Annotated in this window: 10 protein-coding genes and 1 pseudogene; 5 read left to right on the forward strand and 6 right to left on the reverse strand. The window is 72.3% G+C overall.

Annotated elements, in window-relative coordinates; all coding sequences use genetic code 11:
- The first annotated feature begins 4 nt into the window (after positions 1-4).
- A pseudogene (locus ACIOGX_RS15775) lies at positions 5-843 on the forward strand (nucleotidyltransferase domain-containing protein).
- A 110-nt stretch (positions 844-953) separates the two neighbouring features.
- On the opposite strand, the gene ACIOGX_RS15780 reads toward ACIOGX_RS15775, so the two are convergent.
- Together ACIOGX_RS15780 and ACIOGX_RS15785 are read right to left on the reverse strand one after the other, a co-directional pair.
- On the reverse strand, positions 954-1,814 hold the full coding sequence (locus ACIOGX_RS15780) for an inositol monophosphatase family protein (protein WP_356510160.1): 861 nt from the start codon (positions 1,812-1,814) through the stop codon (positions 954-956).
- A gap of 125 nt (positions 1,815-1,939) precedes the next feature.
- Complete coding sequence (locus tag ACIOGX_RS15785) at positions 1,940-3,754, reverse strand: gamma-glutamyltransferase family protein (RefSeq protein ID WP_401913592.1); 1,815 nt, start codon at positions 3,752-3,754, stop codon at positions 1,940-1,942.
- A 334-nt stretch (positions 3,755-4,088) separates the two neighbouring features.
- On the opposite strand from ACIOGX_RS15785, the gene ACIOGX_RS15790 reads away from it, so the two are divergent.
- The gene (locus ACIOGX_RS15790; protein ID WP_401766490.1) at positions 4,089-4,592 is read left to right on the forward strand and encodes a GNAT family N-acetyltransferase; all 504 of its coding nucleotides are present in this window, start codon (positions 4,089-4,091) and stop codon (positions 4,590-4,592) included.
- A gap of 75 nt (positions 4,593-4,667) precedes the next feature.
- Here the strand turns inward: ACIOGX_RS15790 and ACIOGX_RS15795 are convergent, their stop codons facing one another.
- Positions 4,668-5,378, reverse strand: coding sequence for a TetR/AcrR family transcriptional regulator (locus tag ACIOGX_RS15795; RefSeq protein WP_401766488.1), 711 nt, complete (start codon positions 5,376-5,378; stop codon positions 4,668-4,670).
- A gap of 166 nt (positions 5,379-5,544) precedes the next feature.
- Between ACIOGX_RS15795 and ACIOGX_RS15800 the strand changes: the two genes are divergently transcribed.
- Complete coding sequence (locus ACIOGX_RS15800) at positions 5,545-6,783, forward strand: saccharopine dehydrogenase family protein (protein ID WP_401913595.1); 1,239 nt, start codon at positions 5,545-5,547, stop codon at positions 6,781-6,783.
- A 67-nt stretch (positions 6,784-6,850) separates the two neighbouring features.
- Here the strand turns inward: ACIOGX_RS15800 and ACIOGX_RS15805 are convergent, their stop codons facing one another.
- Together ACIOGX_RS15805 and ACIOGX_RS15810 are read right to left on the reverse strand one after the other, a co-directional pair.
- On the reverse strand, positions 6,851-7,873 hold the full coding sequence (locus ACIOGX_RS15805) for a hypothetical protein (RefSeq protein WP_401913598.1): 1,023 nt from the start codon (positions 7,871-7,873) through the stop codon (positions 6,851-6,853).
- Positions 7,874-7,912: 39 nt separating this feature from the next.
- Positions 7,913-8,404 (reverse strand): hypothetical protein, encoded by a 492-nt coding sequence (locus ACIOGX_RS15810; protein ID WP_401913600.1) that lies wholly within the window; start codon positions 8,402-8,404, stop codon positions 7,913-7,915.
- Between the two features lie 235 nt (positions 8,405-8,639).
- Between ACIOGX_RS15810 and ACIOGX_RS15815 the strand changes: the two genes are divergently transcribed.
- Positions 8,640-9,584, forward strand: coding sequence for an SMI1/KNR4 family protein (locus ACIOGX_RS15815; RefSeq protein ID WP_401913603.1), 945 nt, complete (start codon positions 8,640-8,642; stop codon positions 9,582-9,584).
- 39 nt (positions 9,585-9,623) lie between these two features.
- Here ACIOGX_RS15815 and eno read toward each other — a convergent pair whose 3' ends face one another.
- A complete protein-coding gene (eno, locus tag ACIOGX_RS15820) occupies positions 9,624-10,964 on the reverse strand; it encodes a phosphopyruvate hydratase (RefSeq protein ID WP_401913606.1) in 1,341 nt (446 codons plus the stop codon).
- Positions 10,965-11,074: 110 nt separating this feature from the next.
- Here eno and ACIOGX_RS15825 point away from each other — a divergent pair, with 110 nt between their 5' ends.
- Complete coding sequence (locus tag ACIOGX_RS15825) at positions 11,075-11,944, forward strand: winged helix-turn-helix transcriptional regulator (RefSeq protein ID WP_401913608.1); 870 nt, start codon at positions 11,075-11,077, stop codon at positions 11,942-11,944.
- Positions 11,945-12,019 lie beyond the last annotated feature (75 nt).

Below are 12,019 nucleotides of genomic sequence, written 5' to 3' on the forward strand. Positions count from 1 at the left end.
GACGATGAACGCGACGATCGAAGCGATGGCGACACGCCTGATGTCCGTGCGCGGCGTACGCGCCGTGGCCCTCGGCGGCAGCCGCGCCCGGGGCACGCACCGCCCGGACTCCGACTGGGACCTGGGCGTCTACTACCGCGGCGAACCGGACGTCGCCGCGCTCGCGGCGCTGGCCGCCGAGGTGACCGGCTCCCCGGTGGAGGTCGCGGGCCCCGGCGGCTGGGGTCCGTGGGTGAACGGCGGCGCCTGGCTCTCCGTCGACGGGGTCGCGGTGGACTGGATCCTGCGGGATCTGGACCGGGTGGAACGCGTCTGGGCGGAGTGCCGGGAAGGCCGGTTCGAGATCGGCACGCAGCCGGGCCATCCGCTCGGCTTCTGGTCGCCCGCGTACGCAGGGGAGGTCGCCCTCTGCCGCGTACTGGCGGACGCGGAGGGCGAGTTGACGGCGCTGCGGGCGGCGGCGCGCCGCTATCCGGAGCCGCTGCGGACCGCGCTCACCGGGGCGGTCTGGGAGGCGGACTTCTCGGTGGCGGCGGCCCGCAAGGCGGCGGGCTCCGGCGGGACGAGGACGGGGGCGGAGGCGCGGGCGCGGGCGACGCGCTGTACGTGTCGCTGTGCCTGTCCCGGGCCTTCGGGATCCTCGTACAGGCCCTCCTCGCCCACCACCGGGTCTGGTGCCTCAACGAGAAGGGCGCGCTCGCGACAGCCGCCGCGCTGCCGCACACGCCGCCGGACTTCGCGCACCGGGTCGCGGCGGCGCTCCGGGCGCTGGACGCGCCGGCGGTGGAGGCGGCGGGCACGCTGGTACGGGACGTACGCGCGGTGCTGGACGGCGACGCCTGACGGCGTACGGGCACGACCGGGGCGTGACGGCGTACCGGCCCGCCCGGCCACATACCGGCGGTGACGACGTACCGGCGGTATGTGGTCGGGCGCACCGGCGGTGACGACGCTCAGCCTCCGGCGAGCAGCCGTTCCCGTACCCGCTCGGCCGTCGCCGTATCCCTGGCCGCCGTGAAGGGCAGCGCGTTGTCGCCCGTGATACGGAACCGCTCGCCCGTGAGCGTCAGCTGGGCGCCGCCCGCCTCCTCGACCAGCAGGAGGCCCGCCGCGTGGTCCCAGGCCAGCTCCCAGTTGAACGCCACGGCGTCGAGCGCGCCCCGCGCCACGCCCAGGTATTCGAGCCCCGCGGAGCCGCACGGGCGGGCTTCGATGCCCTCGGTGCGCAGCCCCAGGAGTGCGTGTTTCTGCTCGTCGGTGGTGTAGTCGGGGTGGGACATCGCGACATGGAGCGCCGCGCCGGGCGTGGGTGCTCCGGTGTGCAGGGGGACACCGTCGAGGGTGGCGCCCCGGCCGCGTACGGCGATCGCCATCTCGTCCAGCGCCGCCGCGTACGTCCAGGACGCCAGCACCTCGCCGCCCTGCGCGAGGGCGACGAGCGTGCAGAAGCCCCGCTCGCCGCGGACGAACGGGCGGGTGCCGTCGACCGGGTCGACGATCCATACGGGCGCGTCGCCGCGCAGCGCCTCGTACAGCGTCGGGTCCGCGTGCACCGCCTCCTCACCGACCACGACGGAGCCCGGGAGCAGCGCGGTGAGGGCGGCGGTGAGATGTTCTTCCGCGCCCCGGTCCGCGACCGTCACCAGATCGTGCGGGCCGTGCTTCTCGACGATCTCGTGCGCGGCGAGCTGGCGGAAGCGCGGCATGATCTCCGCGGCGGCGGCTGCCCGTAGCGCCTCCTCGACGGCGGACACGCGCGGGCCGCGGGCCGCCCCCGGGAGGGGAACCGTTCCGTACACAGAGTCATCGATCATGCCCCCAGCCAACCACGCCCGGCGGGCCTGGCGCGTGCCGGGCCGTATGACGGGACGGTGGACGGCCGGGGACCGGAGACGGTCCCGGGGGCGACGGCCCGGCCGCGGCCGTCGCCGGGCGGCGCTCAACGGCCCACGGCGTACCCCTGCATGCCGCGCGGGTTGGCCGCGGCCGAGAGGATGCCGGTCTCCGGATCCCTGGCGACCGCGCAGAGCCGTCCCTCCGACCAGGGATCGCCGACGGTGACCTCGTGGCCCCGGCGGCGCAGTTCCTCGATGACCTCCTGGCCCATCCGGGACTCCACGGTCACGCTGCCGGGGCGCATACCGCGCGGGAAGAAGGAGCCGGGGAAGCTGTCGTTGTGCCAGTTGGGCGCGTCGATGGCGCCCTGGAGATCGAGTCCGCCCCGTACGGACGGCCGCAGGGCGAGTGCCAGGAAGAAGTGGAGCTGCCACTGGTCCTGCTGGTCGCCGCCCGGCGTGCCGAAGGCCAGTACCGGTACGCCGTCGCGCAGCGCGAGGGACGGGGTGAGGGTGGTACGGGGCCTGCGGCCCGGGGTCAGTGAGTTCGGCAGCCCGGGGTCCAGCCAGGCCATCTGAAGCCGGGTACCGAGCGGGAAGCCCAGCTCGGGCACGACCGGGTTGGACTGGAGCCAGCCGCCGCTGGGGGTGGCGGCGATCATGTTGCCCCAGCGGTCGACGATGTCGAGGTGGCAGGTGTCGCCCCGGGTGGCGCCGTCCTTGGCCACGGTCGGCTCCCCCGCGCCGGGGATCCCGAGCGGGTCGAAGCCGGGCTCGCCCGCGGCGACGGCCGTCGCGTGGCCGCTGAGCGCGGGTGCGCGTCCCCCGGGGCTGCCGGGGCGCAGCTCGTACGAGGCGCGCTCGCCGATGAGGGCGCGGCGCGCGGTGTTGTACGGCTCCGACAGCAGTGCCGCGAGCGGGGTGCCCTCGGCGGCGGCGTCGCCGTACCACGCCTCCCGGTCCGCCATGGCGAGCTTGCAGCCCTCGATCAGGAGATGGACGTACTCCGCCGAGCCGTAGCGGGGCAGTTCGGCCGCGCGGGAGGGCAGCAGGGCGAGCTGCTGGAGGAGGACGGGGCCCTGGCTCCAGCCGCCGGCCTTGCACAGGGTCCAGCCGTTCCAGTCGTAGGTGGCGGGCGCCTCGTAGGTCGCGGACCAGTCCGCCAGGTCGGCGGCGGTGAGGGTGCCGGTGTGACGGGCGCCGCTGGTGTCCATGGTGGGGCGGGCGGAGTGCGCGACCAGGGCCTCGGCGATGAAGCCCGTACGCCAGACCGCTCTGGCGGCCTCGATCTGGGCCACCCGGTCCGCGCCACCGGCTTCCTCGGCCTCCGCTGTCAGCCGGCGCCAGGTCGCGGCGAGCGCGGGATTGCGGAACAGCTCGCCGGGCGCGGGTGCCTTGCCGCCGGGGAGGTAGACGTCCGCGGACGAGGTCCACTCCGTCTCGAAGAGTTCACGGACGCTCTCGACGGTCTCGCCGACCCGTTCGACGGGGGCGTGGCCGTCCTCCGCGTAGCCGATGGCGTAACGCAGCACCTGCGCCAGGGACTTGGTGCCGTGGTCGCGCAGCAGGAGCATCCAGGCGTCGAAGGCGCCCGGTACGGCGGCGGCCAGTGGCCCGGTGCCGGGGACGAGTTCGAGTCCGAGCGAGCGGTAGTGCCCGATGGTCGCGCCCGCGGGAGCCGGGCCCTGACCGCAGAGGACCCGTACCTCGCCGCCGGCGGGCGCGAGGATGATCGGCACCTCACCGCCGGGTCCGTTGAGATGGGGCTCGACGACATGCAGGACGAATCCGGCGGCGACGGCGGCGTCGTAGGCGTTGCCGCCGTCCTCCAGGACAGCCATCGCGGACTGCGAGGCGAGCCAGTGGGTGGAGGAGACCATGCCGAAGGTGCCCTGGAGGGTGGGACGGGTAGTGAACATATGACCTCTCGCCTAGCGGCTTCCGCCCAACGGCCCGCGCCGGTCGGTGCTCAGGACCGGCGCTGGGGAGAATCCGGGGAGTTTAGACCAGTTACCTCCCTCGCCCACACCCCCGGCAGGCGATCGACCGCCCTGCGCCCCCTCTTCCCCGCCTCCGGCCGTCGGCCGGTGTGGGCTCGTCGCGTTCGACGACCCCGCGGGCCAACGTCCCGAACTTTTCTTCCCGTCACGGACCTGTCGCGGCGAAAGGAATGCGCCCGCGCCCGCGTCACGACGCCGGCGAAGACATGCTCCGGCTGTCGTTCGTGGTGACCCGTGGGGCAGAGTCAGGGGCATGTCTACGTATCGGACGATGCCGTTCCACCTTGAGACCGAGCGGCTGACACTGCGGCCGTGGGCCGAGTCGGACGCCGCCGAGTTCTCTGCCCTCCTCTCCGAACGCGGCAATGGGACGCCCACGGTCGAGCACAGCCGGACGTCCATCGCGAAGCTGCTCGCCGCGACGGCGACAACGGGGATCGCCCTGCTGCCCATCCAGCGCCGGGACGAAGGCGACTTCATCGGCTACTGCGGGTTGATCATCGGCCGCTCCACCGTGGAGGAGCCCGAAATCGCGTATGAGTTGTTCCGGCGCGCGCACGGGCGTGGCTACGCCACCGAGGCGGCCGGCGCGGTGCTCGACGCCGCTGTCGCGACCGGGCGGAAGCGGCTCTGGTCGACCGTCGGCGCGTGGAACACACCGTCGCTCCGTGTCCTCGAGAAGCTCGGGTTCGAGCGGGATCACGTGTCCACGGACGACAGCGGTGAAGTGGTGTGGCTCACACGCGCGTTGCCGTGACGCGGGGCCCGCCCGGGGACGCGTTCGGCGACGAGGCCGATGAACACCGCCACCGCCGGGATCGCACCGGCCCGGTCACCGGGTGCGCAGCGCCCGGAGCCGGGTGTCCGCGCTGGCGAGCAGCATGTCCAGGGCGGCCGGGTAGGCGCTGTGGTTCATCCGGGCGGCGAGCAGTTGGGCGGTCGCGGCGATGTGCGGGTACTTCTCGGCCGGCAGCCGGGCGTAGGTGGACTCCCATTGCCGTTCGTCGGAGGTGCGGGAGGTGTCGGTCAGGGCCAGGGAGGCGGCGTCGAGGGCCGCGAAGGCCAGGCTCTGGTCGATGAAGGCGTGGAAGATCAGGACCGCGTCGGGGTCGGGGAAGCCGGCGGTGCGCAGGATGCCGAGGACGGCCTCGTCGGCGGCGATCTCGCGCGGGCGGCCGGTGACGCGGCTGGCGGTGAGCACGGCGGCCTGCGGGTGGGCGAGGTAGGCGCCGTGGATGCGCCGGCCGAGTTCGCGCAGGTCGGTGCGCCAGTCCCCGGTGGCGGTCCAGCCGTCGAGGGCTCGGCCGATCAGTTCCTCGCCGATGGCGAGGGTGAGGCCGTCCATGCCGTCGAAGTACCGGTAGAGGGTGCTGGGATCGGCGCCGAGGGCGATGCCCAGGCGGCGGACGGTGAGTCCGGCGCTGCCGTGTTCGCGCAGCATCCGCAGGGCGGTCTCGACGATCAGCCGCTCGGACAGGACGGTTCCCCGCCGGGTGGGGCGACGCCGTCTGCGCGCCTCTTCCGGTACCACCTCTTTGGGCATGGTGTGTGCCTCCCCTGCCGGGACGGACGGCCCCGGCCCCGCCGGGCGGTCGCCCACGGCTCTTATGCCAACACCATTGACCTTAACTCGCACGCCCGGCTTTCATCCCCTCCCATGGGGCGCGGACCCACGCGTACCCCACCGAGAACCGAGAGAGGGGTTCGTCATGCGTGTTCTGCTTGTCGGCGCCGGTGGCGTCGGTACCGCGATCACCCGGATCGCGGCCCGCCGGGACTTCTTCGGCCACTTCGTGGTCGCCGATTACGACCTCGCGCGCGCCGAGGCGGCCGTGGCCGCGCTGGACGACGACGGGGGCCGGTTCACCGCGCGCCGGATCGACGCCTCCGACCAGGCCGCGGTCGTCGCCCTCCTCACCGAGGAGCGGTGCGACGTGCTGCTGAACGCCACCGATCCACGGTTCGTGATGCCGCTGTTCGAGGCCGCTCTCGCGGCGGGCAGCCACTACATGGACATGGCGATGTCACTGTCCCGGCCGCATGCCGCGCTGCCGTACGCGCGGTGCGGGGTCACGCTGGGCCAGGAGCAGTTCGCGCGAGCGGACGCGTGGGAGAAGTCGGGCCGGCTGGCGCTGGTCGGCATGGGGGTGGAACCAGGGCTGTCCGACGTCTTCGCCCGGTTCGCGGCCGACGAACTCTTCGACGAGATCGAGGAGATCGGCATCCGCGACGGGGCGAACCTGACCGTCGAGGGATACGACTTCGCCCCGTCGTTCAGCATCTGGACGACCATCGAGGAATGTCTGAACCCGCCGGTGGTGTACGAGCGCGAGCGGGGCTGGTTCACCACCGAGCCGTTCAGCGAGCCGGAGGTCTTCGACTTCCCCGAGGGCATCGGCCCGGTCGAGTGCGTCAACGTCGAACACGAGGAGGTGCTGCTGGTGCCGCGCTGGGTGGACGCCGGGCGGGTCACCTTCAAGTACGGGCTGGGCGACGACTTCATCGACAAGCTGAAGACCCTGCACGCGCTGGGGCTGGACGCGACCGAGCCGGTCACGGTCCGCGGCGCGGACGGCGCCACGGTACGGGTCTCCCCGCGTGACGTGGTCGCCGCCTGCCTGCCTGACCCTGCCACGCTCGGCGAGCGGATGACGGGGAAGACCTGCGCGGGCACCTGGGTGAAGGGCGTCAAGGACGGCCGGCCGCGCGAGGTGTACCTCTACCACGTGGTCGACAACCAGTGGTCGATGCGGACGTACGGTTCCCAGGCCGTGGTGTGGCAGACCGCGGTCAATCCGGTCGTCGCGCTCGAACTCATGGCGGGCGGGGTCTGGACCGGGACCGGCGTCCTCGGCCCCGAGGCGCTCCCGCCGCGCCCGTTCCTGGACCTGCTGACCGCGTACGGCTCCCCGTGGGGGACTCGTGAGTACGGGTCCGGGCAGGGCTGACCGGACACCCCGAGCGGAGGGACCCGGGCGAGGCTCGGTGAGCTTCCGTCCACGGGGTGCGGAGCGCTCAGCGCCCCGTCCAGGGGAGGATATTCGAGGTGACACCCCGCGCGACCACCCAGTAGTCGCCGGAGGCCCCCATCGGGAAGGCGCCGAACTCGCGGGTGCCGTCGGCGTCGATGGTGTGGGTCCTCTGGTCGTACGGATCGTCGGTGGCGTCCGTGTCGGTGTACGCGTAGATCGTGACGTCCTCGTCCGGCGCGAAACCGGTCAGGTTGACGTTCATCTCGTTGCCGTGTCCGCGGACGATGAAGATCTTGCCCGGTACCTGGTCGGGCGTCGTGGGCTCGGAGGCGGTTTCCTCCGGCGGGCGCTGTGGCCGGGGAGGGGGCGGCGGCCCGGGTGCGGGGTTCCCCGACGACGCCTTGGGTGACGGGGATGGCCTCGGCGCGGGAGTGGCGGTCGTCCCGCCCGGGTCGTCCGGGTCGTCCGGAGCACGGGGCGGCGTCCGCGAAGGCGTTCGCGTGGGAGCCGCGGAGGCGGAGCGGGACTGCGACGCGCTCGGCCCGCGGGTGTGCTCGACCGGCTGTTTGGCGGCTCCCTGATCGTCCGGCCCGGAAGAGGAATGTGTCCTGACGACAACGGCGATCGCCACCACGATCGCCACCGCGAGCAGGACCGCGAGCAGAATCGCGGCCAGGCGTGTGACCCGGCTCGCGCGCAGGAGTTCCCGCAGGCGGCGCGGCTCCCGTGCGTTGCCGTCGAGCGCCACGGGGCAGGGCCGTGACGCATCGTCGTGCTCACCCGTAAGGACATCGGCCGACGGTGACGGAACGGTCTTCCGCGACGGGCCGGCCGGCTTCGGCGGTGCGTCGGGTTTCAACGAGTCGAGGGCATGCAGCAGTGTCCGTATCAGTTCCTCGCTGGGGCCCTCCGTGTAGTGCACATTGCCGGAGATGGCGATGGCGTGCGGTCCCGCGTGCGCGTCACCCGTGTCCTTGGCCTGCTGGCTCGATGTCCCGTTCGGCGGCCGTGCCTCTTCCTGTTCAGGGGAGTCCGTCTCGCCGGGCTGGTCCTTCCGCACCGCCATCCAAGCTTCCTTGCGGGCCCCTCGTCAGTCGTCGGCCGGTCAGCGGCAGTGGACACCCGAGCAAGCGAGGCCGGGGCCCTCCGCGATCGCGTCCCCGGACCGCTGGACCCTGGCCGACCTGCCATCGGCGCGGCTCTCGCGCAGCACGCCACTGATCGCCCGGCCCCCGTCACGTGCGCTCGACCGTCCGGTGTCGGTCGCGACATCAGTGGCATCAGCAACACCAGCGGCATCAGCGACGTCGGCGATATCGGTGGCCTCCGTCGCACGGGACTCAGAAGCGGGCGCAGGCCCGGCAGCGAGGGCGGCAGCGGGGGCGAGTGCAGGCTCGGGAACGGGTGCGGGCCCGGGAACGGCAGGCCGGGCGAGCAGACTCCATGCCAGAGCGATGACGCCGGTCGCGCCCTGGACGGAGGCGGCTGCCAACTGGCCGCTGTCAGGGCCGCCGAGCAGCCAGTACAGAGGCGTGGAGACGATCGCCGCGCCGGCGCTCGCCATGATCACGGCCTTGACGGCCTTCGGTACGAGCACGTGTTCCTCCCCCAGTGGTTCAACGATTCGTCGCACCCGTCGACTCCCACGGACGGTGGTCCGGCACTCGGAACAGATGCCCCGACCGTGGACAAAGACGGAGGCAATACGTCTAACGACGCTCGGCCGAAGAGGTGACGATCGTCGTCCGCTCCGGCTTCCGGGCGAACCGGCCGCCCGCACCGCCGAGTCTGAGAGCCTTGGGTATCCGGCGACTGACGAGGGGCAGACTGTTTTGGCTGTTGACATACCGGCGGACGTACAGGAGCGCTGCAAGGATCTGGGGCAAGGCGTGGGATACGCCCTGAAGGTGCTGTGCATTCAGCTTGAGGACAACCCGCTGCTGGGCACTCCCCTGGAGGATCCGTCCCTCTACACCGCTCGGATCGACGGTGAAACCTTCGAGGACTGCCCGGAACTGAACGTGCGCTACGCCTACGGCCCTCCTCTGCTGACGGAGGGACAGGTACAGATCAGGAGCGTCGAGGGAACGCGGTCGCTCGTCGGCGAGTCCGACGAGGACGGCGGGGAGGGCGGGGACGGCGGGGACGGCCACGAACAGGCGCCCGACCCCCGCCTGGAAGAGCTGGGGGCACGCCAAGTGGCTCGCGCGTGGCAGGGGATCGAGTCATGGCTGCGCGAACATGCCCCCGCTTCGTACGCGTCGCTCAGGGCCGGCGCGTCCGAGGACGAGATCGCCGCACTGGAGGCGGCACTCGGCGTCCAGGTCCCGGCGGGGCTGAAGGCGCTGTGGCGGCTGCGCGCGGGCGTCCACCGTGTCGCCGGGGCGGGGTTCCTGCTGGAGAACCAGGCCCTGATGACCCCCGACGCGGTGATCGCCTTCCATCAGCAGCAGATGCTCTCCCAACAGCAGGGCGGCGACGACGAGTTCACGATATGGAAGCCTTCCTGGATTCCGGTCTGCTCGTTCGGTGTCGGCGACCACACCTATGGCCTCTATCTGGACACGGAGACCGGACAGCTCTGCCACTGGAGCAGGTACGCGGAGCGTTGGCCCGAGTTCGAGTCGCTGACCACCTACCTGGAGGAGATGGAGGACGCTCTCGCGGCACCTTCCCTCGTCACGGGCGCCAAGCCCGGACTGGTGAACGGCGCTCTGATGTGGGGGCCGCCGAACTGGCCCGATCCGGGGGCTCCTTGGGTGCCGTTCACCAGGTGACTCGTGGGGGGGACCGGCCTGGGCCGGTCCCCACTACGTTCAGAATGCTCCTTGACCTCCACCGACGGAGGCGTCTGCGTCGGCGTCTGCGTCGGCCCGGTGGCGCAGTCCGAGGGCGTCCCTGCCCGCGTACCGGGCCTGGGTGCCCAGTTCCTCCTCGATGCGGATGAGCTGGTTGTACTTGGCGGTCCGGTCGGAGCGGGACATCGACCCGGTCTTGATCTGCCCGCAGCCGGTGGCCACGGCGAGGTCGGCGATCGTGGTGTCCTCGGTCTCCCCCGAGCGGTGCGACATCACCACCGTGTAGCCCGCCCGGTGGGCGGTGCCGACGGTGGCCAGGGTCTCGGTGAGGGTGCCGATCTGGTTGACCTTCACCAGGACCGAGTTGGCCACGCCGTTGCCGATGCCCTCGCGCAACAGCGTCTCGTTCGTGCAGAACACGTCATCGCCGGTGAGCTGGCACCGGTCCCCGAGCCGTGCCATGAGCAGCCGCCAGCCGTCGAGATCGTCCTCGGCCATCGGGTCCTCGATCGAGGCCACCGGGTAACGGGCGACGAGTCCGGCGAGGTAGTCGACGTGCTCCTCGGGCGTACGGCGACGGCCCTCGCCCGCGTAGTCGTAGACCCCGTCCCGGAAGAACTCCGACGTGGCCGGGTCCATGACGATGGTGATGTCCTCGCCGGGCTTGTAGCCGGTGCGCTCGACGGCCCGTACGGTGAAGTCCAGTGCCTCGTCGGCCGTGCGCAGGGCGGGCGCGAAGCCCCCCTCGTCACCGACGCCGGTGCTGTGACCGGCGGCGATGAGGTCCCGGCGCAGGGTGTGGAAGACCTCTGAGCCCATGCGTACGGCCTCGGCGAAGGTCGCCGCGCCGATCGGGGCGATCATGAACTCCTGGAAGTCCAGCGGGTTGTCGGCGTGCGCGCCGCCGTTGATGATGTTCATCATCGGTACGGGCAGCAGCCGCGCGTCGACCCCGCCGACGTACCGGTACAGCGGCAGCCGGTGGGAGGCCGCGGCGGCCTTGGCCACGGCGAGCGAGACGCCCAGGGCGGCGTTCGCACCGAGCCGCGCCTTGTTGGGGGTGCCGTCCAGCTCGATCAGCGCCGCGTCGACCGCGGCCTGGTTCTCGGCGTCGAGGCCCGTCACGGCGTCCGCGATGGTCTCGTTGACGGCGTCGACGGCACGGCGGACCCCCTTGCCGTGGAACCGGCCCGGGTCCTCGTCGCGCAGTTCCACCGCCTCCCGCGCGCCGGTCGACGCCCCGGACGGTACGGCGGCGCGGCCGGTCGAGCCGTCCGACAGTTCGACGTCCACCTCGACGGTGGGGTTGCCCCGGCTGTCGATGATCTCGCGGCCGAGAACGCGGGTGATGGCGGTCATGGTGCGGCTCCTCAGATCCTCGGATGTGATCCCGTGGAAGGCTCACTGATCCTCTAGAAAGTTCCCAGCTGAAACAAAGTGAGTTCCGAAAGGGAACTTACTATGGAGGCATGAGAACGCACAACGCCGACGCGGCCTGCGGCATCGCCCAGGCCGCCACGATCGTGGGTGACCGGTGGAACGTCCTGATCCTGCGCGAGATCGCCCGCGGCCATGTCCGCTTCGACGCCCTCGCCGCCGAACTGGGCCTGTCCCGCAAGGTCCTCACCGAGCGGCTGGGACGGCTCGTCGCCGCCGGCGTACTGCACCGCAGCCTCTACCAGCGCCGACCGGTGCGTTACGAGTACCTGCTCACGGAGGCGGGCGCCGGACTGCTGCCGCTGCTGGTGGCCATGCAGGACTGGGGCGACCGCTGGGTGCTGGGCGACGGAAGCGTGACCGCCACCGCGACGGAGGACGGCGCGGAACACGCCCGTATGCACGCGCTGACCGGCAGCAGGCTGCCCGTGGACCTCGAACTGCCCGGCAGCGACGGGGTCCTGCGCGACGCCGTCGCCCCTGACGCCGCCGCCACCGTCCTGTTCACCTACCCCGCCACCGGAGTCCAGTGGGAGGAGCCGCTTCCCGGCGCGGCCGGCTGCACCCTGGAGAACCGGCTGTTCCGCGACTCCTGGCCCGCCTTCCACGACGCGGGCGCCGCCGTCCATGGCGTCAGCACCCAACTGCCCCACGAACAGGCGGCGTTCGCCCACGCCGAGTCGGTGCCGTACCCCCTGCTGTCGGACACCCACCTGCGCCTGGCCGCCGCTCTGCGCCTGCCCACCTTCCGCGGCGCCGGACAGGTACGGCTCAAACGCAGTGTCCTCGTCCTCGATCCGCGGCGGACCGTACGGCATGTGCTCTTCCCCGTCGGGGACATCCCTCACGCGGTGGAGGAGGCCCGGCGGCTCGCGACGGCGCTCGCCACCGGTCACGGCTGAGCACCGCGCGCCTCCGCGCCCCGGCTCCGGCTCCGGCTCCGGGCAGGGCAGGGCAGCGCCGGGCTCGTCGCCAGC

Origin of the sequence: Streptomyces sp. NPDC088147 (genome assembly GCF_044741565.1) — a bacterium.
Classification (GTDB): Bacteria; Actinomycetota; Actinomycetes; order Streptomycetales; family Streptomycetaceae; genus Streptomyces.